The 20,761-nt window shown below is 73.5% G+C and carries 19 protein-coding genes; 9 read left to right on the forward strand and 10 right to left on the reverse strand.

Going from position 1 to position 20,761, the window contains the following annotated elements; genetic code table 11:
- Positions 1–753: 753 nt before the first annotated feature.
- Positions 754–1,371: a TetR/AcrR family transcriptional regulator gene (locus tag ACP4E5_RS36800; RefSeq protein ID WP_425836510.1), complete on the reverse strand. Its 618-nt coding sequence runs from the start codon at positions 1,369–1,371 to the stop codon at positions 754–756.
- Between the two features lie 97 nt (positions 1,372–1,468).
- Between ACP4E5_RS36800 and ACP4E5_RS36805 the strand changes: the two genes are divergently transcribed.
- Together ACP4E5_RS36805 and ACP4E5_RS36810 are read left to right on the forward strand one after the other, a co-directional pair.
- Positions 1,469–2,746, forward strand: coding sequence for an FAD-dependent monooxygenase (locus ACP4E5_RS36805; RefSeq protein ID WP_425836513.1), 1,278 nt, complete (start codon positions 1,469–1,471; stop codon positions 2,744–2,746).
- A complete protein-coding gene (locus tag ACP4E5_RS36810) occupies positions 2,743–3,660 on the forward strand; it encodes a Gfo/Idh/MocA family protein (RefSeq protein ID WP_425836516.1) in 918 nt (305 codons plus the stop codon). Before ACP4E5_RS36805 ends, ACP4E5_RS36810 begins: the two co-directional genes overlap by 4 nt.
- A gap of 1,313 nt (positions 3,661–4,973) precedes the next feature.
- Here ACP4E5_RS36810 and lnt read toward each other — a convergent pair.
- A complete protein-coding gene (gene lnt / locus ACP4E5_RS36815; protein WP_425836519.1) occupies positions 4,974–6,692 on the reverse strand; it encodes an apolipoprotein N-acyltransferase in 1,719 nt (572 codons plus the stop codon).
- A 140-nt stretch (positions 6,693–6,832) separates the two neighbouring features.
- A complete protein-coding gene (locus ACP4E5_RS36820) occupies positions 6,833–7,309 on the reverse strand; it encodes a nuclear transport factor 2 family protein (RefSeq protein WP_425836522.1) in 477 nt (158 codons plus the stop codon).
- 100 nt (positions 7,310–7,409) lie between these two features.
- On the opposite strand from ACP4E5_RS36820, the gene ACP4E5_RS36825 reads away from it, so the two are divergent.
- Both ACP4E5_RS36825 and ACP4E5_RS36830 read left to right on the forward strand, forming a co-directional pair.
- Positions 7,410–8,078 (forward strand): maleylpyruvate isomerase mycothiol-dependent enzyme family protein, encoded by a 669-nt coding sequence (locus ACP4E5_RS36825; protein ID WP_425836525.1) that lies wholly within the window; start codon positions 7,410–7,412, stop codon positions 8,076–8,078.
- A 63-nt stretch (positions 8,079–8,141) separates the two neighbouring features.
- On the forward strand, positions 8,142–8,882 hold the full coding sequence (locus tag ACP4E5_RS36830) for an SDR family NAD(P)-dependent oxidoreductase (protein WP_425836527.1): 741 nt from the start codon (positions 8,142–8,144) through the stop codon (positions 8,880–8,882).
- 24 nt (positions 8,883–8,906) lie between these two features.
- On the opposite strand, the gene ACP4E5_RS36835 is transcribed toward ACP4E5_RS36830, so the two are convergent.
- Together ACP4E5_RS36835 and ACP4E5_RS36840 are read right to left on the reverse strand one after the other, a co-directional pair.
- Positions 8,907–9,080, reverse strand: a complete 174-nt coding sequence (locus ACP4E5_RS36835) for a hypothetical protein (protein WP_425836530.1) — start codon at positions 9,078–9,080, stop codon at positions 8,907–8,909.
- A gap of 138 nt (positions 9,081–9,218) precedes the next feature.
- Positions 9,219–10,070 (reverse strand): helix-turn-helix transcriptional regulator, encoded by an 852-nt coding sequence (locus tag ACP4E5_RS36840; protein WP_425836532.1) that lies wholly within the window; start codon positions 10,068–10,070, stop codon positions 9,219–9,221.
- A gap of 101 nt (positions 10,071–10,171) precedes the next feature.
- On the opposite strand from ACP4E5_RS36840, the gene ACP4E5_RS36845 reads away from it, so the two are divergent.
- Complete coding sequence (locus tag ACP4E5_RS36845; protein ID WP_425836534.1) at positions 10,172–10,879, forward strand: SDR family NAD(P)-dependent oxidoreductase; 708 nt, start codon at positions 10,172–10,174, stop codon at positions 10,877–10,879.
- A 31-nt stretch (positions 10,880–10,910) separates the two neighbouring features.
- Here the strand turns inward: ACP4E5_RS36845 and ACP4E5_RS36850 are convergent, their stop codons facing one another.
- The 3 genes from ACP4E5_RS36850 to ACP4E5_RS36860 form a co-directional block, all read right to left on the reverse strand.
- Positions 10,911–11,840 (reverse strand): NADP-dependent oxidoreductase, encoded by a 930-nt coding sequence (locus ACP4E5_RS36850; RefSeq protein WP_425836536.1) that lies wholly within the window; start codon positions 11,838–11,840, stop codon positions 10,911–10,913.
- A 100-nt stretch (positions 11,841–11,940) separates the two neighbouring features.
- Positions 11,941–12,816, reverse strand: a complete 876-nt coding sequence (locus ACP4E5_RS36855) for an undecaprenyl-diphosphate phosphatase (protein WP_425836538.1) — start codon at positions 12,814–12,816, stop codon at positions 11,941–11,943.
- Positions 12,817–12,972: 156 nt separating this feature from the next.
- Complete coding sequence (locus ACP4E5_RS36860; protein WP_425836540.1) at positions 12,973–13,959, reverse strand: ArsR/SmtB family transcription factor; 987 nt, start codon at positions 13,957–13,959, stop codon at positions 12,973–12,975.
- Between the two features lie 338 nt (positions 13,960–14,297).
- Here ACP4E5_RS36860 and ACP4E5_RS36865 point away from each other — a divergent pair, with 338 nt between their 5' ends.
- Positions 14,298–15,527 (forward strand): MFS transporter, encoded by a 1,230-nt coding sequence (locus tag ACP4E5_RS36865; RefSeq protein ID WP_425836543.1) that lies wholly within the window; start codon positions 14,298–14,300, stop codon positions 15,525–15,527.
- Here the strand turns inward: ACP4E5_RS36865 and ACP4E5_RS36870 are convergent.
- The gene (locus ACP4E5_RS36870; protein WP_425836545.1) at positions 15,457–16,170 is read right to left on the reverse strand and encodes a TVP38/TMEM64 family protein; all 714 of its coding nucleotides are present in this window, start codon (positions 16,168–16,170) and stop codon (positions 15,457–15,459) included. The two genes, ACP4E5_RS36865 and ACP4E5_RS36870, sit on opposite strands and share 71 nt — an antisense overlap.
- A gap of 87 nt (positions 16,171–16,257) precedes the next feature.
- Between ACP4E5_RS36870 and ACP4E5_RS36875 the strand changes: the two genes are divergently transcribed.
- The 3 genes from ACP4E5_RS36875 (at position 16,258) to ACP4E5_RS36885 (ending at position 19,434) form a co-directional block, all read left to right on the forward strand.
- Positions 16,258–16,965: a DNA alkylation repair protein gene (locus ACP4E5_RS36875; protein ID WP_425836548.1), complete on the forward strand. Its 708-nt coding sequence runs from the start codon at positions 16,258–16,260 to the stop codon at positions 16,963–16,965.
- 280 nt (positions 16,966–17,245) lie between these two features.
- On the forward strand, positions 17,246–18,436 hold the full coding sequence (gene tuf, locus ACP4E5_RS36880) for an elongation factor Tu (protein ID WP_425836551.1): 1,191 nt from the start codon (positions 17,246–17,248) through the stop codon (positions 18,434–18,436).
- A 140-nt stretch (positions 18,437–18,576) separates the two neighbouring features.
- Positions 18,577–19,434, forward strand: a complete 858-nt coding sequence (locus tag ACP4E5_RS36885; protein ID WP_425836553.1) for a spermidine synthase — start codon at positions 18,577–18,579, stop codon at positions 19,432–19,434.
- Here ACP4E5_RS36885 and ACP4E5_RS36890 read toward each other — a convergent pair.
- Positions 19,421–20,722: an MFS transporter gene (locus tag ACP4E5_RS36890; protein WP_425836556.1), complete on the reverse strand. Its 1,302-nt coding sequence runs from the start codon at positions 20,720–20,722 to the stop codon at positions 19,421–19,423. The two genes, ACP4E5_RS36885 and ACP4E5_RS36890, sit on opposite strands and share 14 nt — an antisense overlap.
- Positions 20,723–20,761 lie beyond the last annotated feature (39 nt).

Raw genomic sequence — 20,761 nt, forward strand, 5'->3', positions numbered from 1 at the left:
TGGTTGGGTGGGGCGTCAACCGCCGTATGTGTCGCGGCAGATGGCCGACTGGGGGGCTGTCCGGGTCCCAGCCGCCGTAGCGGCGGCCGAGGGCGCAGACGTCGGTCTGGGCGGGGGCCTTCGGGGGCTTCCGGGCCGTTCGGGGCTTCGGCGCGGCGGGGGGTTCGGGAGCCGCGGTCCGGCGTGGGGGTGGGGCGGAGTGTGGGGGAGCGGGGGCGGCGGCTCGGTGAGGCTGCTCGGTGTGGGGCGCCGGAGGGCGGTGCGGGACGGTCGGCTTCATCCGCTCCAGGGCCTCGCGCGCGGGCGCCTGGACGACCGGGTGGTCGGCGTGCCCCTCGGGGCGGGGCGCCGGGGCGGAGGCCGAGGGGGAGGGCGGCTTCGGGTCGGTCGGCGTACGGACGCTGACGCAGCCGGAGGCGGTGGCTGCGGTGACGACGGCGGCGGCCGCGGTCAGTAGGATCGTGGTTGAGCTGGACGTTCTGGGCACGAAGTCACTGTGTGGGGTGGTGGGGGTGTGGGGGGAGTGATCGGGGGAGGTTGGCCCGCACGTGTGACAGGTGCTCCGCGGGGGGCGGGGGTGTCGTGTGGGGGTGGGAGTGTTGTTGACGTCGCGGGGCTCTGCCCCGGACCCCGCTGCTCAATCGCCGCAGGGGCTTGATAGGCGGGCTCTCGCTGCACCGTCGGCGTGAGGGGTTGATAGGCGGGCTCTCGTTGCACCGTCGCCGCGGGGGCTTGATTGTCGGGCCCCGCTGTTCAGTCCTCCCGTCGGCTTGAGGTGGTGAGCATGCCGTGGAGGAGTTCTTCGTAGCCTGCGCGGAGGGCGGGCAGGGTGGGGGGTTTGGTGTGGAAGGAGCCGGCCACGCACGAGAACATGGTGCCCTCCGTCCATGCGACCAGGGACAGGGTGTGTCGTTCGGGGTTCTCTGAGCCTGCCGCTCGGAGCAGCGTGGTGAGTGGTTCGTGGAACTGGCGGCCCGTCTCGTCGAAGAACGCGCGGAGCTCGGGTCTGCGGGTCGCCTCCAGGGCCAATTCGTAGCGGCAGACGAGCAGTTGGGGGTGGCGGGTGAGGTAGCGGTGCAGGGCGAGGGCCATGCCGTCGATCAGGGACGCGAGGCCGCCCGCGGGGTCGACCGAGAGCACCTGTCCCTCGCGCACCGCGAGCCGCCGCACCGCCGCTTCCAGGAGGGCAAGCCGGGTGCGCGCGTGGTTGGACGTCGAGCCCTGGGGCAGCCCCGCGGCCTCGTCGACCGCGCGGTGGGTCAGCCCGCGCATGCCGCGCTCCGCGAGCAGTGTCAGGGCTGCGTCGGCGATGCGGTCGGCCCGGGGGAGGGGGCCGACGGCTTCGGGCTTCGGAGTGGCGGGGCGGTTCATGGGGGCAATCTACCGTGAGCACTACGGCTGTAGTACCGTCGGAGCGTGGGACCACTACAGGTGTAGTGGCCGTTTCGGTACTCCATTAGGAGGCGTCATGTCCCGACAGCCCCGTGCCGTCGTCGTCGGAGGCGGGATCGGCGGGCTCACCGCCGGGCTCGCGCTGCATCTGAGCGGCTGGCAGGTCACCGTTCTGGAGCGGGCGAGCGGGATCGGGCCCGTCGGCGCGGGGATCTCCCTGGCGCCCAACGCGCAGCGCGCCCTCGACGTCGTCGGGCTCGGCGCCGAGATCCGCTCCCTGGAAGCGTGGGAGGGCGACGGCGGGCTGCTCACGCCGAAGGGGCGCTGGCTCTCGCGGGTGAACCCGGAGCCGGCGGCCGAGCGCTTCGGCGGCTCCATCGTGCTGCTGCACCGCGCGACCCTGATCGACAAGCTGGCGGACCGGCTGCCGGCCGGTGCCGTGCGCACCGCGTCCGAGGCGCGGCTCGCCGACCCCGGTGACCCGGACGACCCGGCACGCCCCGCGCGCGTCACCACCCCCGAGGGCGACCTGGAGGCGGAACTCGTCGTCGGCGCCGACGGCATCGACTCCGCCGTGCGCGGCGCGCTCTTCCCCGGGCACCCCGGCACCGAGTACACCGGCTTCACCACCTGGCGCGTGCTCGTGCCGCCGCTCGGTCGTCCCTTCGCCCAGCACGAGACCTGGGGCCCCGGCCAGATCTGGGGCACCCACCCCTTCGCCGACGGCACCGTCTACGCGTACGCCGCGGCCATGGCCCTCGCCGGACAGCGGGCGCCGGGCGGCGACGAGAAGGCGGAACTCCGGCGCCGGTACGGGAGTTGGCACGATCCGATCCCCGCGATCCTCGACGCGGTCGAGCCCGGCAAGGTGCTGCGCCACGACGTCCACCAGATCGCACAGCCGCTGCCCGCCTTCCACCGCGGCCGCGTCGCGCTCCTCGGCGACGCCGCGCACGCCATGGCGCCGACCCTCGGCCAGGGCGGCAACCAGGCCATCGAGGACGCGGTCGTCCTCGCCCACCACGCCGCGCCCGACGCCCCGCTCGACCTGCCCGGTTACACCGCCGCACGGCTGCCCCGTACGACGGCGATCGCGCGCAAGGCGATGACCGTCAGCCGCGTCAACCTCACCGCGAACCGGCCCCTGATCGCCCTGCGCAACACGGCGATCCGCGCCGTCGGCGCGCTCGGTCCGGGCTTCCTGCTGCGCGGCATGGACGGCATCGCGGACTGGCGCCCGCCGCAGCGGGAGCCGTACGCGGCGGTACCCCCGTATGCTGCCCGGACCCACCAGCACCCCGGTATGGACCGGACCACGGCCCGGTCGTCGCAGGACAGGAGCACACAGACGTGAAAGTCGGCGTCATCGGACTCGGAGACATCGCCAAGAAGGCGTACCTGCCGGTGCTCGGCGCGCGGCCCGCGCTCGAACTGCACCTGCAGACACGGACGCCCGCGACCCTGACCGAGGTCGCGGACCAGCTCCGGGTCCCCGAGGCGCAGCGCCACGCCGACCTCGACTCGCTCCTCGCGCAGGGCCTCGACGCGGCCTTCGTACACGCGCCCACCAGCGCCCACCCGGAGATCGTCACGCGGCTCCTCGAAGCGGGCGTCGCGACCTACGTCGACAAGCCGCTCGCCTACGAACTCGCCGAGTCCGAGCGGCTCGTACGGCTCGCCGAGGAGCGCGGCGTGAGCCTGGCCGTCGGCTTCAACCGGCGCTGCGCGCCCGCGTACGCGCAGTGCGTCGAGCATCCGCGCGAGCTGATCCTGATGCAGAAGAACCGCGTCGGGCTCCCCGAGGAGCCGCGCGCGATGGTCCTCGACGACTTCATCCACGTCATCGACACGCTGCGGTTCCTGGTGCCGGGGCCGGTCGACGCCGTGACTGTGCGCTCCCGGGTCTCGGACGGCCTCCTGGAGCACGTGGTGCTCCAGCTCGCGGGCGACGGCTTCACCGCGCTCGGCGTCATGAACCGGCTGAGCGGCTCCACCGAGGAGATCCTCGAGGTGTCGGGGCAGGACTCCAAACGGCAGGTCCTCAACCTCTCCGACGTCGTCGACCACAAGGGCCAACCCACGGTCCGCCGCCGCGGCGACTGGGTGCCGGTCGCCCGCCAGCGCGGCATCGAGCAGGCCGTCCTCGCCTTCCTCGACGCGGTGCGCGCGGGCAAGGTGCTGAGCGCCCGCGACGCGCTCGCCACGCACGAGCTGTGCGAACAGGTCGTACGAGAGGTGCTTCGGAAGGCGGATCGACCGTCGGTGTGACGGGGCCGGGCAGTCGGGTTGCCCCGCGGTGCGGCGTGGCGAAGCGGTCCCGGGAGCGGTGCTTAGTGTGACTTGTCGGCTTTTGTTACGTCGGTGCTGACCTGCGGTGTCGTACGTGCGCGTGGCCAGGGCCGTCCCCCGCTCCCCCACGCTCCAGGAGTCCCATGCGCACCGTTGCCCTCCGGCGAGCGGCCGTGGCGTCGCTGTTCGCGATGCCCGTCCTGCTGACCTCGGCCGTTCCGGTTATCGCCGTTCCGGGTTCCGCGGCCGCCGCCGACGAGCCGCTGACCGTCACCGCCTGCGACCCGAACACGACGGCGCCGGGTGCGCCACCGACCGTCGATGTCGATCCGGCGTGGTTCGCCGGCGGACACACGGTGGCCCTCATGAACAACTCCGGCGGTCGCAACCCGCATCTCGCGAGCGCGCCACCGGGCGGCACACCGTTCGGCGGCACGCCGCTGTGCGTGACCGAACTGGGCCCGGACGGAACGCCGAACCCGCCACGGTGGATGTTCTGCCTCGACCACGGGGTGCCCGCCTGCGGCGAGGACCAGTACAAGGAAGGTGGCCGCAACGGCGGCCGCAAGGAGCTCACGGAGACCGAGCGCGCCCGGATCGCGTACATCCTGAGTGACATGGCGGACTACAGCACCGCCACGACGCGTGGACTCGCGGCCCAGTACGTGTGGTGTGTGACCGAGGGCAAGGAGGCGGGGGCCGAGGTGCCCGACCCGAACCTCTACCCGGGTGCCCGCTGTCCGGACTGGCGGGACGTCGACCGGAAGGCGTCCGCCGCGGCCGCGCTGACGGTGACCGGGGCCGACGCCGCGGTGGCGGGCGAGGAGCAGCGGCTCACCGTGAACACCACCGAGCGCGAACTGCAGGTGACGACGACGGGCCTGTCAGGCCCGCCGCGCCTGTGCCCCGGCACCACGGGCGCCACGCTCGCGGCCGACGGGAGACTGACGCTGGAGGAGGGCACGGACCGCGTCGAGTTGTGCGTGACCCGCGCCCGTTCGGGCAGCGCCGATGTGAAGGTGACGGCCGTCGCGGCGGCCCGGGAGCCGCGCTTCTGGGTCACCGCGTCCGGGCGCGCCGACTGCCAGGGGTTCGTCGACCAGATCCCCCGGGAGGTCAGGCTCGAGGACGCCGCGACCGTTCGGTGGGTGGCGCCGGCGGCCGATCCGTCGCCCGCCGTGTCGTCGGGCGAGGCGACGACGCGGCCCGACCCCGTGTCATCGCCCGCTCCGTCGTCCGCAGCTCCATCCTCCGCGGCTCCCTCTTCCGCGGCTCCGTCCCCCGCCGTGACGTCACCGGCCGTCGTTCGCCCGACGCCCTCTGCCTCTGCCGCGGGTCCGCTCCCGCAGGGCCGGCCGCCGGGCGGCGAACTGGCCGCCACCGGCAGTGACCACACGCTCCTCGTGGGCGGCCTCGCGGCGCTGCTGACCCTCGGCGGTGCCACCCTCGTAGGCCGGCGCAGGAGCGGCAAGGGCTGAGGTCCGGCGGCGGCGCAGACGGGCCGCCGCCTCCATCGCCGCGAGCACCGCGAGGACCGTGACCGCCGCGTGCACAGGCCAGTCGCCGAACCGTACGTACAGCGTGGTGCCCCGCGCGGTCGGCATGTCGTAGACGCGGGCCGCGCTCGCCGACGTGCCGAGCCAGGCACCGGCGCGCGCCCCGTCCGGGCCGTACACCGCGGAGACCCCGGTCAGGGTCGCGTGCACCATCGGGCGGCCCGTCTCAGCGGCCCGCAGCGCGGCGAGCGAGGCGTGCTGCTCGGGCGCCCAGCTGTGCTGGAACGTCGACGTCGAGGACTGCGCGAGCAGCACCTGCGCCCCGTCCTGCGTCAGCTTCCGCGTCATGTCGGGGAACGCCGACTCGAAGCACACCAGCGGCCCGACGCGCAGCGTCCGCTCGCCGTGGCGCACGTCCATCACGACCTGCCGCGTGCCGCGCATCCGGTCCTCGCCCGCCGCCTTGCCGACCGAGGTCGCCCAGCCGAGGAGCGAGCGCGCGGGCACGTACTCGCCGAAGGGGACGAGCCGCATCTTGTCGTAGTGGTCGCCGGTGAGGCCGTTCCCGCCGATCAGCACCGAACTCTTGTATATGCCCTGGCCCGAGCCGTCGGCGGCGCGGCGCCGCGCGTCGACGTTGACGAGGATGTCCGCGTCCACCTCGCGGGAGAGCGCGGCCAGCCTGCGGGCCAGGTCGGGGCGGCGCGGCAGGTCGTAGCCGACGCTGCTCTCGCCCCATACGACGAGGTCCACGTCCCGGTCCGCCAGCTGCCGGGTCAGCCGCACCTCCCGGTCGAAGCGGGCCTTGATGCTGCCGACGCCGTCGACCACGCCTGGCTGCACCACCGCGATCCGCGCCCGCCCGTCCGTGTCGGGGCGCGGCGCCCAGGCCCACGCGACGCCGGTGACCGCGACCGTCGCGACCAGCCCCGCAACCGCCGGAGCGCGGGCGCCGCGCGCGACGACGAGGAGCGTCACGCCGGTGTTCACGGCCACGACGAGCAGGCTGAGCAGCCAGACGCCGCCCACCGACGCGAGCCGCAGCGCGGGCGTCACCTCCCACTGGCTGGAGCCGAGCAGCCCCCACGGGCCGCCCAACCCCTGCCAGGAACGGACCAGTTCGACCATCAGCCATGCGGAAGGGACGGCGAGGAGCGCGGTCGCCGCCTGCCCGGGCGTCGGCCGGCCGTGCAGAAGGTGACGGAGGAGCAGGCCCCACGGCGCCCACAGCGCGCCGAGCAGCGCCGCGAGGACGACCGTGAACACGTGCAGGCTCGGCAGCAGCCAGTGGTGCACCGCGAGCATGAACCCGAGCCCGCCGAGCCAGCCGTCGAGCGCCGCCCGGCGCGGCGTGCCCGCCGAGCGCGCGAGCAGCATCCACGGCACGAGCGCGACGTACGCGAACCACCACAGGGCGGGCGCGGGGAACGCGAGCGCGGGCAGGGCGCCCGCGCCGACCGCCGCGGCGCCGCGCCACCAGCGTGACGTGTCGAGCCGCTGCCGCCATCGCCCCATCCGCCGCGCCTCCCGACTCCCGACTCTCAGCTCTCGGCTCCCGGCCTCACTCGTACTCGTACGACCATCACCTCGCGCCCTCAGTGTGCGCGCCGCGGACGATCACCGACAGTGGGCGGTGGGCGAGGTGGGGGAGCGGGTCAGCTGCCGGCGGCGGACCGCTGGGGCATGCGGCGCCACTTCTCGAACACCGTCACCCGGTGCAGCCGCCAGCCGAGGTGCGTACGGACGAGGTCGAAGGCGTAGCGGCCGCCGCAGATGAAGTCGGGGGCCGTCGAGTCGCCGTCGCCGGCGAAGCGCATCGGGTTGAAGTAGTCGGCCCGGACGCGGCCCGTGTCGCCGATGTCGCGGTCGACGGTGTCGAAGCGGACCCGGCGGTTCACGATCAGGTGCTGGCGCATCGGGAAGAGCTCCATCGTCGTCGACAGCCACTGCGCGATCTCCGCGGCGCTGCCCTCGACCCCTCCCGCCTCCCGGTAGTCGGCGCGGCCCTCCGGTTCGAACAGGGAGCGGTACGTCGCCCAGTCGCCGTCGTCCACGGCCGCGGCGTAGTCCGTCACCAACTCGTCGACGGCGAGGCGGTCGAGGACGGTCGCGAGTTCCACACGCTGCGTCATCGGCTCAGTCTCGGGCCCTGGGCGCACGGAGCCAAGAGGCGTGCGCCGCTGGGTCGAAAACTCCTGGGGAGTGCGCCGCCTGCGCTGTTACGGTCGCGCCATGTCAGCTGATCCGAACACGCAACTCCCGGCCGGGACACCAGGACCCGTCACGGCCGACGATGTCGTGCGGGCCGTCGAGCTCGCGGTCGCCGCGCTGCGGGCCGCGCCCGACGCCGACTGGAGCGCCCCGGCGGGCCCGCTGGAGTGGACGTGCTGGGAGACCGGCGAACACCTCGCCGACGACCTCTTCTTCTACGCCGCGCAGATCGGATCGCTGCGTCCCCTCGCGGACGACCACGTGCGCTGGGGTTCCGGCCGGCGCCGCCCAGAAGGGCCCGAGAACACCCTCACCGTCGACGTCGACGCGGGACCGTCCGCCATGCTCGGGGCCCTGGAGGCGGGCGGCGGCATCCTCGCCGCGGTGGTGCGCGCGACGCCTCCGACCGCCCGCGGCTACCACGTCTTCGGCGTCTCCGACCCCGAGGGCTTCGCCGCGATGGGCGTCGTCGAGACGCTGGTGCACGCGCACGACCTGGCGCTCGGACTCGGCATCGCGTTCGAGGCGCCGGCCGGCCTGTGCGCCCGCACGCTGCACCGCCTCTTCCCCGACGTCCCCGGCGACACCGAGCCGTGGGCGACGCTGCTGTGGGCCACGGGACGGGGCGAACTGGAGGGCAGACAGCGGCGCGGGAAGTGGCGCTGGTACGGTGCGCCCGGCGCGACATGATCATCGTCCGCGTGGCCACATCCCGGTCCACGGGGACGACGCACCCCTGACCAGGAGGTCACCTTGAACCGCCCCGTCACGCTCGTCACCGGCGGCAGCCGAGGCATCGGCGCGGCCACGTCCGTGCGTCTCGCGCGTGAAGGCCACGATGTCGCGCTGTCCTTCGTGAACGACAAGGACGCCGCCGAGCGCACTGCCGAGGCCGTCCGTGCGGAGGGCGCCCGCTGCGTCGTCGTACGGGCCGACACCTCCCAAGAGGCCGACGTGGAGCGCCTCTTCGACGAGGCGGTCGCCCAACTCGGGCCGCTCACCGGGTTGGTGAACAACGCGGGCGTCACCGCGCCGGTCGGCCCCTTCGCCGAGGCGCGCACCGAGGACTTCCGCCGCGTCCTCGACGTCAACGTCCTCGGCGTCCTCATGTGCTGCCGCCGCGCCGCGCGCGACATGACGGCGGCGGGCGCCGGCGCCATCGTGAACGTGTCCTCCGGGGCCGCGACGCTCGGCAGCCCAGGACAGTACGTGCACTACGCCGCGTCCAAGGCGGCCGTCGACACCATCACCCTCGGCCTCGCCAAGGAACTCGGCCCGGCGGGCGTACGGGTCAACGGCGTCGCCCCCGGCATCGTCGACACCGAGATCCACGCCAGTAGCGGCATGCCCGACATCGCGCGCGAAGCGGCTCCCGGCATCCCGCTGCGGCGACCGGGCCAGGCCGACGAGATCGCGGCGGCGATCGCCTGGCTGCTGTCACCGGACGCCTCGTACGCGACGGGGACCGTGCTGAGGGTGGCAGGGGGCCGCTGAGCGGACCGGGGAAGTGAAGGCGGTTCAGGCCGCCTTCACGACCTGTGCGCGCACCGCGGCCGCCCACTCCGTGACCAGCAGCGCGTACTCGGCGCGCTGCTCGCCGGTGAGCCGGCCTCCCGTGCGCAGCCACAATCCGCGGATCTGCTCGTTGACTTCCTCGGCAGACCGCACAGGACCAGAGTTGACGGGCGGCATGTGCCAAGGCTACGTGCGGGTCGCCCGGTTGGGAACCCTGGGTGAGCGGTACTGGGCGTCAAGTGACCGCTGCTGTAAAGGAGTTGGCTGGGTGAGTCGGCTGAGGGAGTTGGCCGGGCGAGTTGGTGCGGCGCCTGGTCACGTGCCGATCAGGGCCGGCAGTGCCGTCGTGGCGAGCAGCGTCAGGCGGTCCGCGTCCGGGGTGCCGGGCTCGGCCGTGTAGAGCATGACGCGCAGATCGTCGCCCGCCACCGTGAGGATGTCGCAGTCCAGCGTCAGCGGGCCGACCTCGGGGTGGTCGATCGTCTTGCGCGCCGCGGCGTGCCGGCCGACCGTGCCCGAGTCCCACAGCTCGGCGAAGCGCGGGCTGCGCGTGCGGAGTTCGTCGACGAGCGTGTGCAGGCGCGGGTCCAACGGGTAGCGGCTCGCGGTCGTGCGCAGGTCCGACACCAGGGCCGTCTCCAGGGCCTGGCGTTCGTCGGGGGACTGGCGGACCCGGCTCGTCGGCCCGAGGAACGTCCACCACACGCCGTTGCGCCCGTGACCGCCCCACTCGGGGCGTTCGCCGAGCAGCGCCGTGTACAGCGGGTTCGCGAGCAGCAGCGTCCACGCTGCGTCGAACACGGCGGCAGGCGTCCCGGACAGCCGGTCCAGGAGCCGGCGCACGCCGGGGGTGAGCCGGGCCGGCACCGTCTCCCGCCCCGGTGGCGCGAGGCCCGCGAGCCGGAACAGGTGCTCACGCTCGGCGTCCGTCAGCCGCAGCGCGCGGGCCAGCGCCTCCACGACCTGGTCGGAGGGGTGGGTCGCGCGGCCCTGTTCGAGCCGGGTGACGTAGTCCGCCGAGATCCCCGCGAGCAGCGCCAGCTCCTCGCGGCGCAGCCCAGCGGCCCGCCGTGGTCCCACGGAGGCGATCCCCGCGGCCTGCGGCGAGACACGGTCCCGCCAGCGCCGCACCGTGTCACCGAACGCGCCGAGCTCCGCATGTGCCATGCCACCACTGTGCCCCGTCAGGCCCGGATCTTCCTGGTATCGCCGGTCCCAGGAAGACGGGACGGCTGGTCGCGGGACCGCTCCCGGCGCAGCCTGGACGCATGACCACCACACTGATCACCGGGGCCAACAAGGGCCTCGGACGCGAAACCGCCCGCCGTCTCGTCGAGGCCGGGCACACCGTCTACGTCGGGGCCCGCGACCCCGAGCGCGGCCGGCGCGCCGCCGAGGAGCTCGGCGCGCGGCACGTCGTCATCGACATCACGGACGACGCATCCGTCGCCGCGGCCGCGAAGACGATCGAGGCCGACGGCGGCCTCGACGTACTGATCAACAACGCCGGCATCGAGGGCCGCACCGACGGCAACGGCGTCGTGCTCCCGGCCGACGAGACCGTCGACACGCTGCGCCCGCTGTTCGAGACGAACGTCTTCGGCACCGTCCGCGTCACCCACGCGTTCCTGCCGCTGCTGCGCCGCTCCGCCGCCCCCGTCATCGTCAACGTCAGCAGCGGTCTGGCCTCGCTGGCCGGCGCCACCGACGCGGGGAACCCGGCCGCCGCCTATCCCGGGCTCGCCTACCCGGCCTCCAAGACCGCCGTGAACATGCTGACCGTGCAGTACGCGAAGGCGTTCCCGAAGCTGCGGATCAACGCGGTCGAACCCGGCTTCACCAAGACCGACCTGAACGGCAACACGGGCGTCCAGACCGTCGAGCAGGGCGCGGAGATCATCGTCCGGATGGCACGCGTCGCGGCGGACGGCCCGACCGGCACGTACGTCTCCGCCGAGGGCCCGCTGCCCTGGTGAGCCCGTCTCGTCGTGTCGAGTGCCGTCCGCGCTATTCGGGGCGCGGCCGGAGCGTGATCTTCCCGTGGGTGTGCCTCCGCTCCAACTCGCGGAAGGCGTCCTGTACCTGGTCGAGCGGGTAGGTGCGGGCGATCGGCACCTCCAGCTCGCCGCGCGCCGCCAGCCGGGCCAGTTCGCCGAGGACGACCGCGCTGGCCGCCGCGCCCTCCCCGTAGGTCCGGGCGCCGACCCTGCCCGCGACCGCCCAGTCGCGGATGGTGTTGACGCGCTCGGGCCGCACGCCCAACTCCATGGCCAGTTCTACGTATCCCGTGCCGAACGTGTCGATGAACGCGTCGACGCCCCGGCCGCCCGCGGCCTCCCGGATCCGCTCCCGCACCCCGTCCCCGTACGCGACCGGGACCACGCCCTTCTCCTTCAGCCAGCCGTGGTTCGACTCGCTCGCGAGCCCGATGACGGTGACGCCGTGGCGCCGCGCGAGCTGCACGGCGATCGACCCGACCCCGCCCGCCGCGCCGGACACCACGACCGTGTCACCGGGCCGGAGGTCCACGGCCCAGACGCACGCGTACGCGGTCGCCCCGGCGACGTACAGGGATCCGGCCACGTCCCAGGAGACTCCGGCCGGCCGGTGCACCAGGTTCACGTCGTCGACGACCACGTACTCGGCGTGGCTGGACCTGCGGTGCGTGAACCCGACGACCTCGTCGCCGACCTCGAAGTCCCGTACGTGCGAGCCGACTTCGACGACGACGCCGGCGAGATCGCTGCCCTGCCCCGACGGGAACGTGGCGGGCCACCGCTCGTGCAGGAACCCCGTCCGGATGCTCACCTCACCGGGCTGGATCCCGGCCGCCCGCACCTCGACGAGCACCTGGTCGGCGGCCGGAACGGGCCGCGGCACGTCCTCGACCCGCAGCACATCGACCCCGCCGTACTCGTGAAACCGCACCGCTCTCATCCAGCGCCCACCCGTCCGACTCGGCTCAACTGTGACGTGGGTCGCAACACTTGGGGTGCCCGGTCTCTTCCCGGGGCGGGTACGTTCCCGGGACCGGTGGTCAGCCCGCCGATTCCGCCGCGTGCGGGCTGAGTACGCCCACGCTCACCAGGATGAACAGGGCGACGCCGAGGATGACCCGGTAGTAGACGAACGGCATGAAGCTGCGCGTCGAGATGTACTTCATCAGCCAGGCGATCACCGCGTAGCCGACGCCGAAGGCGATCAGCGTGGCGAAGATCGTGGGGCCCCAGGAGACATGGCCACCCTCGCTCGCGTCCTTGAGCTCGAAGACGCCGGAGGCGAGGACCGCTGGGATCGCCAGGAGGAAGGAGTAGCGGGCCGCGGACTCGCGGGTGTAGCCGAGGAACAGGCCACCGCTGATCGTGGCGCCGGAGCGGGAGACGCCGGGCACGAGGGCGAGTGCCTGGCACAGGCCGTAGATCAGGCCGTCCTTGACCGAGAGGTCCTTGAGTTCCTTGCGTGGGTGGGCCGCCCGGTGCCGGCCGCCCGCCTCGTCGCGGGCCGCGAGCCGGTCGGCGACGCCGAGGATCACGCCCATCACGATCAACGTCGTCGCGGTGAGCCGCAGATCGCGGAACGGGCCCTCGATCTGGTCCTTGAACGCGACGCCGAGCACACCGATCGGGATCGAGCCGACGATCACCAGCCAGCCCATCTGCGCGTCGTGGTCGCCCCGCATCGTCTTGTCGGTGAGGGACCTGAACCATGCGGAGATGATCCGCGCGATGTCCTTGCGGAAGAAGATGACGACCGCGGTCTCCGTGCCGAGCTGGGTGATCGCCGTGAAGGCGGCGCCGGGGTCGCTCCAGCCCGCGAAGGCGGCCGTGAGGCGCAGGTGGGCGCTCGAGGAGATCGGCAGGAACTCGGTGAGCCCCTGGACGAGCCCGAGGATGAATGATTCGAACCAGGACATGAGGTGAGTACGCGATCCAGGTGCTCGGCGGAACCGGCCGCGAACGCGGGCCAGATGGGGCTGCGCGAACAACCGTCGCACAGGGACCGGGGGTTCGCGAGGGGCACAGTAGCGTTCGAAAGTGACGGGAGCACCACAGGGGCGTGAGCGGAGCCTTTACACGCCCGGCCGTTGTGCCCGCAGGAGCGTGTCTCCCGTCGGCGTACGGAAGTACAGCACCGAGCGGCCTGCCCTGCGCCGCGCGACGAGCCGGGCCTCGTGCAGCACCTTCAGGTGGCGGCCCACCGAGCCGAGGCCCTGGCCGGTGAGGGCCACGAGTTGGGTGGTCGTCAGTGGCTGTTCGAGGAGGACGAGGACGTGCGCGCGGGCCGTGCCGAGGAGGGCGGCGAGCGCGTCGGGCGGCGCCGTGCTGTCCGCGTCGGCGAGGGCGCCCGCGCAGGGGTAGATGACGGCGTACCGGTCGGCCGGGGGCGGGTCCGGCCACGACACCCAGCCCTGCTTCGGTGTGACCGGGACGAACAGCAGGTGCGTGCCGGAGATGTCGCGCGGCGGGTAGTCGTGCGCGTTGATCCGGAGCCGGCCCTCGCCGAGCCAGCCCATCGTGGGCCGCATCCCGCCGAAGGCCGCCGCCCAGCCGCCCCGCGTCAACTCCCTTGTCCGGGCGAGGACATCGGCCTCGATGATCCGGCGGCGCCGCGGCCACTCCGGCAGGACCGTCTCCCGCCACACCCATGCGAGCAGCTCCGCGGCGCGCTCTGCCAGGTCGTCGGCGTGGGCGAGCGCGGCGGGCAGCGGGCCCGGTGCCGAGACCGCGAGGTCGGCGCGGACGGCCGCGGGCGGTGTGGCGCGGATCCGCGCGAGGCCGTCCGCCAGGTCGTCCTCGCGGGCTCCGTCGGGCGTGGGCGTCATGAAGTCGGCGATCCACCGCGCCCCGAACGCGACGTCAAGCAGCAGCGCCGTGGTCGGCTCGGCGGCGAGCCGCGCGCGGTAGGCGGGCAAGTGGGCGTCCAGCCAGCGCCGTTCGCCGGGGTGCGCGGCGACAGGATCCGCCAACTTCTTGAGACTCGCGGTCACCTCAGCAAGCCGCGACACAACAAACCGACTCCCCGCGAGCGTATCCACGTCAACCTGCCATACACCCACGACTGCGCCTCCTCCGTGTCACTGCGATGCCACCGACCGGCGAGTCGCGGCCTCCTCCGGGCTCGCGAGCCTCCGACGCCGACCGGACTTGCCCCGCTCTCACCCGGCGCGCGGCCGACCTGTGAGTCGCGGCTCCCTCCGGGCCCACGAGCCTCCGACGTCCATTGGGTGCGCTCTGCTCTCGTTCACCGTGCCGCCGACGCGCGGCGCCCTGATCCGCGGAGTGCCCCGCTCCCGCCCGGCGTGACCCCGACCCGCGGCGCCCCCGGGGCAGGGCCCCGTTTCGCTGGTGGGCGAAAGATTAACGGCTTGTGGGTCGTGGACCGCAGCCTCACGGCATGGACACCTACCGGGACCTGTTCCGTACGCCCGAATATTCCTCGCTCTTCGTCACCGTCTCGCTCCAGGTCGCCGGGCAGACGGTCAGTGGGCTTGCTCTTGGGGCGCTCGTGTATGCCTCGACCGGATCGCCGTTGCTGTCCGCGCTCGCCATGTTCGGGCCCTCGCTCGCCCAGGTCGTGGGCGCGCTCACCCTGCTGTCCGCGGCGGACCGGGTGGCGCCGCGGGCGGCCCTCGTCGGGCTCGCGCTCTTCCTCGGGCTCGCCACGGCGGCGCAGGCGACGCCCGGTCTTCCGACGGCCGCGGCCCTCGCGCTCGTCCTCGTCCAGGGTGTGCCCTCGGCGCTCGGCGGCGGGGTCCGTTACGGCATGCTCACCGACATCCTCGCCCGCGACGGCTATCTGCTCGGGCGGTCGGTGCTCAACATGAGCGCGGGCGTCTGCCAGATCCTCGGGTACGCGCTGGGCGGGCTGCTCGTCGCCGTCCTGTCGGCGCGCGGCACGCTGCTCGTCGCCGCCGCGCTCTACGTGCTCGCCGCGCTCGTCGCCCGGTGCGGACTGACCCGGCGCCCGGCGCGCGCCGCCGGGCGCCCGTCCCCGCGCGAGACGATGCGCGGCAACGCCGCCCTCTGGTCCTCAATCCCGCGCCGCTACGTCTATCTCGCGCTGTGGGTGCCCAACGGACTGATCGTCGGCTGCGAGGCGCTGTTCGTCCCCTACGACACCGGGCACGCGGGAGTGCTGCTCGCGAGCGCCGCCCTGGGCATGCTCGCCGGCGACATCCTCACGGGCCGCTTCCTGCCGCCCCGCCGGCGCGCCCGCCTCGCCGCACCGCTGCGGCTGCTGCTCGCCGTCCCGTACCTGGTGTTCGCGCTGCGCCCCGCCCTGCCGCTCGCCGTGGCGGCGGTCGCCCTCGCCTCGGTCGGCTTCTCGGCGAGCCTGCTGCTCCAGGAGCGACTGATGGCGCTGACCCCGGACGACCTGAGCGGTCACGCTCTCGGCCTGCACACCGCCGGGATGCTGACCATGCAGGGGGTGGGCGCGGTGCTCGCGGGCGCGCTGGCCCAGGCGACCTCGCCCGCCACCGCGATGACGGCGCTCGCCGCGGCCTCCGTCGCCGTGACGCTGCGCCTCGGCCGGGGGCTCAAGGGGGAGCCGGTCAGTCCGACTTCTGCTTCCCGAAGTGGTGACGCTTGCACCACGCCACGACCGCGCCCGCGCACCCCGTGACGACGATGAAGCCCATCGCGATCAGGAAGATGGGCGACGTGGGCGTCGAGGCACGCGCGCCCGCCACCACGTACGCCGCCGTGTTCGGGATCGAACCGAGCGCCGTGGCCAGGAGGAACGGGACGATGCTCATCTTCGAGATCGACGCGCAGTAGTTCGCCGCCCAGAACGGGACGCCGGGGAAGAGCCGCGCCGCGAGCATCGACCGGAAGGCGTGCTCGCTGAGCTGCCCGTCCGCCGCCTTCAGCCAGCGCCCGCGAAGCAGCGGACGCAGCGCGTCCTGGCCGAGCAGCCGGCCGAGCAGAAAGGCGAGGCCGGCGCCGAGCACCGTCCCGCCGATCGCGCCGAGCAGCCCCAGCTGGGAGCCGAACAGGGCGCCCGCCGCCAGGTTGAGCAGCGGTCTCGGGACGAACGCGACCGTGCACACCCCGTACGCCACCGCGAACAGGACGACGGCCGCCGCCCCGTTCACCTGCGGCGGCCAGCCCTGCGTGATCAGCTGCTGCGGCTCGAAGAGCAGCACGCACGTCGCGCCCGCGGCCAGCAGCAGCACCAGCAGCGAAAGCCGCGACCAGGGCGAAAGCAGCGCCTGGCCGCAGCGCGCGGCGAGCCCGGCGGGACGGGCGGGGACGGTCTCGAACATCAGGGGAGACTAACCGACCCCCACATAAGATCGCCGTAGGTTGTGTCTCACTCTCCCGGCAGTTGCCCCAGTTGCGAGGAGCGTCACGTGCCCGTCACCGCGCCGCCGCCGAGCGTTCTCGCCGACACCCTGCTCGCCCGGCTCCCCGAGGTGTACGGCCCGGCCGCCGATCCCGAGCGGGCGGAACAGATGCGCGCGTACATGAAGGACGTGGCCCCTTTCCTCGGCCTCACGTCCCCCGTGCGCCGGGACCTGACCAAGGCCGTCCTCGACGGCACACCGCGCCCCGACGAGAGCGACCTCACCGCCGTCGCGCTGCGCTGCTGGGCGCTGCCCGAGCGCGAGTACGCGTACTTCGCGATCGACTACCTGCGCCGCCACGCACGACACCTCACGTCCGGCTTCCTGCCCGTCGCGCGCGAACTGATCACGACGGTGCCGTGGTGGGACACGGTGGACCTGCTGGCGGCGCACACCGTGGGCGGCCTCGTCGCCGCCGACCCGAAGCTGCGCGCGGACATGGACGCCTGGATCGGCGACGAGGACCTCTGGGTCGCCAGGACCGCCCTGCTCCACCAGCTCCGGTACAAGGCGGCCACCGACACGGACCGGCTCTTCGCGTACTGCCTGCGGCAGTCCGGGCACCCCGACTTCTTCATCCGCAAGGCGATCGGCTGGGCCCTGCGCGAATACGCCAAGACCGACCCCGACGCCGTACGGTCCTTCGTCGCCGCCCACCGCGCCGCCCTCTCCCCGCTCTCGGCGCGCGAGGCACTGAAGAACGTGGGCGGGTAACTCCCGCTCGGGGCGCGGAAAATCGTTCGACGTGGGGCGATCCGTCGGAGAAGATCTGCCACATGTTCCGGCACGCCTTCCTCGCAGCTCCGTCCGCAGTCGCGGACGCAGCTCAGGCTGCCGTTCTCCTGGCTGCCGTCGCAGCGGACGGCGCGCGAAGCTGACCCTCTCCGGACATTCCGGCGGACCCCGCAGGGGGAGGGTCGGTCCGGTTCAGGGGTCCCCGCCTCCCGCTCGGAGGCCATTGCTTCTGTGAAGTTCCCGAAGGGACCTCATCGCCATGCCCAAGACGGCATACGTGCGCACCAAGCCGCACCTCAACATCGGCACCATGGGTCACGTCGACCACGGCAAGACCACCCTCACCGCCGCCATCACCAAGGTCCTCGCCGAGCGCGGCGCCGGCAGCAGTACCCAATACGTTTCCTTCGACCGCATCGACAAGGCGCCCGAGGAGGCGCAGCGCGGCATCACCATCAACATCGCGCACGTCGAGTACGAGACCGACACCCGGCACTACGCGCACGTGGACATGCCGGGCCATGCCGACTACGTCAAGAACATGGTCACCGGCGCCGCCCAGCTCGACGGGGCGATCCTCGTCGTCTCGGCGCTCGACGGGATCATGCCGCAGACCGCCGAGCACGTGCTGCTCGCCCGGCAGGTCGGCGTCGACCACATCGTCGTAGCGATCAACAAGGCGGACGCCGGTGACGAGGAGCTCACCGACCTCGTCGAGCTCGAAGTGCGCGAGCTGCTGTCCGCGCACGGGTACGGCGGCGACTCCGTGCCCGTCGTGCGGGTCTCCGGGCTGAAGGCCCTTGAGGGGGACCCGCGGTGGACGGCGTCGATCGAGGCGCTGCTCGACGCGGTGGACACGTACGTGCCGATTCCGGAGCGGTACGTGGACGCGCCGTTCCTGCTGTCGGTGGAGAACGTCATGACCATCAGCGGGCGCGGCACCGTGGTGACCGGCGCGGTCGAGCGTGGCCGCGTGCGGGTCGGCGACCGGGTGCGGGTCTACGGCGCGGAGTCCCTCAAGGAGGGCGAGACCGTCGTCACCGGCGTCGAGACCTTCGGCAAGCCGATGGAGGAGGCGCAGGCGGGGGACAACGTGGCGCTGCTGCTCCGCGGGGTGCCGCGCGACGCGGTGCGGCGCGGGCATGTCGTCGCGGAGCCGGGGAGCGTGCGCCCGGCGCGGCGCTTCCGCGCGCGGGTGTACGTGTTGTCGGCGGCGGAGGGCGGGAGGTCCACGCCCGTCGTCACCGGGTACCGGCCGCAGTTCTACCTGCGTACGGGGGATGTCGTCGGGGACGTCGACCTCGGTGAGGTGGGCGTCGCGCGGCCCGGGGACACCGTTTCGATGACGGTCGAGCTCGGCCGTGACGTACCGCTCGAAGCGGGGCTCGGGTTCGCGATCCGTGAAGGCGGGCGGACCGTGGGCGCGGGGACGGTGACGGCGGTGTTGTGAGGGTGCGGGGGCCGGGGCGGGGCCAAAGACCGGGGCTCCGCCCCGGACCCCGCTGCTCAATCGCCGCAGGGGCTTGATTTGCCCTGGCCCACTGTTAAGTCGCCGCAGGGGTCGGATGTGGTCACCGGCACAATGTGTACGTGAACGCATCCGAACCCGAGCCGATACCCGTCACCCGCGACGTCGACCACGGCACCGCCAAGCTGCTGCCCGACGTCGACCGGCGGCGGGCCTGGCTGCTCACGGTGGACGGGTCGCCCCAGTCGTACGTCGACCTGGACGAGCCCGCCCACCTGGAGTTCGAGTACGCGCGCCGGCTCGGCCACGTCCTCGACTGCCTCGGTGACGAGGGCGCGCCGCTCGACGTGCTGCACCTGGGCGGGGGCGCGCTGACCCTGCCCCGGTACGTCGCCGCGACCCGGCCCGGCTCGCGGCAGGACGTCGTCGAGGCGGACAAGGGGCTGCTCGCGCTCGTCGCGGAACACCTGCCGGTGCCGGACGGCGCGGGCATCACCGTGCACGGCGGCGACGCGCGGGCCTGGCTCGAGACGGCGCCCGACGCGTACGCGGACGTGCTCGTGGGGGACGTGTTCGGCGGCTCCCGGGTGCCCGCGCATCTGACGACCCTGGCGTACGCGCGTCAGGCGGCGCGGGTACTGCGGCCCGCCGGCACGTACGCGGCGAATCTCGCGGACGGGGCGCCCTTCGCGTTCCTACGGTCGCAACTGGCCACGTTCGCCGCCGTGTTCCCGCACGTCGCGCTCATCGCGGAACCGGCGGTGCTGCGGGGGAGGCGGTTCGGCAACGCCGTGCTGCTCGCCTCGCGCGAAGAGCTCGACGTGGCGGAGCTGGCCCGGCGTACCGCCCGTGACACGTTCCCCGCGCGCGTGGAGCACGGCGCCGCGCTGCGCCGCTTCGTCGGTGACGCGGAGCCGGTGGAGGACGCGGACGCGGTGCCTTCGCCCGAGCCGCCGGGCGGTTCGTTCAGCGTGGGGTGACCTCGGCCTGGGGCGCCGTGCCGCCCTCGGCGACCTTCGCCCCGCCCGGCTCGCGCCGCCGCAGGCGCCGTACGTCCGGCACGAAGAGCACCGCGGACGTCGCCACGACGACGAGCGCCGCGCACCCCCACAGCGAGGCCGACCGTCCGAAGGCCGTCTCCGCGGGCCCCGCGAGCGCGGTGGCGAGCGGCACCATCGCCACCGAGCCGAACCAGTCGTAGGCCGAGACGCGGGAGAGTTTCTCCTCCGGTATCTCCTGGTGCAGGGCCGTGATCCAGGAGACGCCGAAGATCTCTATGGTGACGCCGCTGACGAACATCACGGCGATCAGCCAGCCGATCGGCACCGGGACCGCGAGCGCCGCCGACGGCAGGGCGAGGGAGAAGACGGAGAGCGTCGCCGCGAACAGCAGTCGCCGCGGCTTCCAGCGCATCATCAGCAGCCCGCCGAGGATCGTGCCGACGCCGAAGGCGCCGAGCGCGATGCCCCACGGCCCCGCCCCGCCCAGTTCGTCGCGCGCCACCAGCGGCCCGAACACCGACTCGGCCGCGCCCACCACCGCGACCACGACCGCGAACTGAGCGACGATCGTCCACAGCCACGGTCGGCCGATGACCTCCCGCCAGCCGTCCCGCATGTCGGCGAGCAGCCCGCCGCCGGGCTCCCGCGGCGCGATGTGCCGCACGTCGAGGAACATCCGCAGCGCGCCCGCGACCAGGAACGCCGCCGCGTCCACGGCGAGCACCCAGCCCGGACCGAACGCCGCGACCATCGCCCCGCCGAGCGCGGCGCCGCCCACGCCCGCACCGGACATCCCCATCCGGAACAGGGCGAACGCGCGGCTGGCCTGCTCCCCGGAGACGGAGGACATCAGCATGCCCTCGGCCGCCGGGTTGAAGAACGCCTGCCCCGTGCCGCCGAGCGCGCTGAGCGCCATCATCTGCCACAGCTTCGGATCGCCCTGCAACACGATCAGCGCGAACGCTCCCTGGGAGAGGAAGTTCAGCGCGTTCGCCGCGACCATCACATGGTGCCGCGGCAGCCGGTCGGCGACCGCGCCGCCGACGAGCAGGAACACCACGAGGAACAGCGTGCGGGTCGCGGCCACCAGGCCCACGTCGCCGCCGTCGCCGCCCGCGTCGAGCACGGCGAACGCCGAGGCGATCAGCGCGCCGTGCGCCCCCAGTGTCGTGACGACCGCGGAGACGGAGAGCAGCGTGTAGTTCCGTCCGGCCCACGCGGGGCGCAGTCGTGGACGCTTCGGTTCGGGGGCGGCGGCAGATGTCACTGAGGGACTATCTCAGGGCCTGGTCACCCCGTACGAATG

The sequence above is a fragment of the Streptomyces fractus genome (genome assembly GCF_049844455.1).
GTDB classification, from domain to species: Bacteria; Actinomycetota; Actinomycetes; order Streptomycetales; family Streptomycetaceae; genus Streptomyces; species Streptomyces fractus.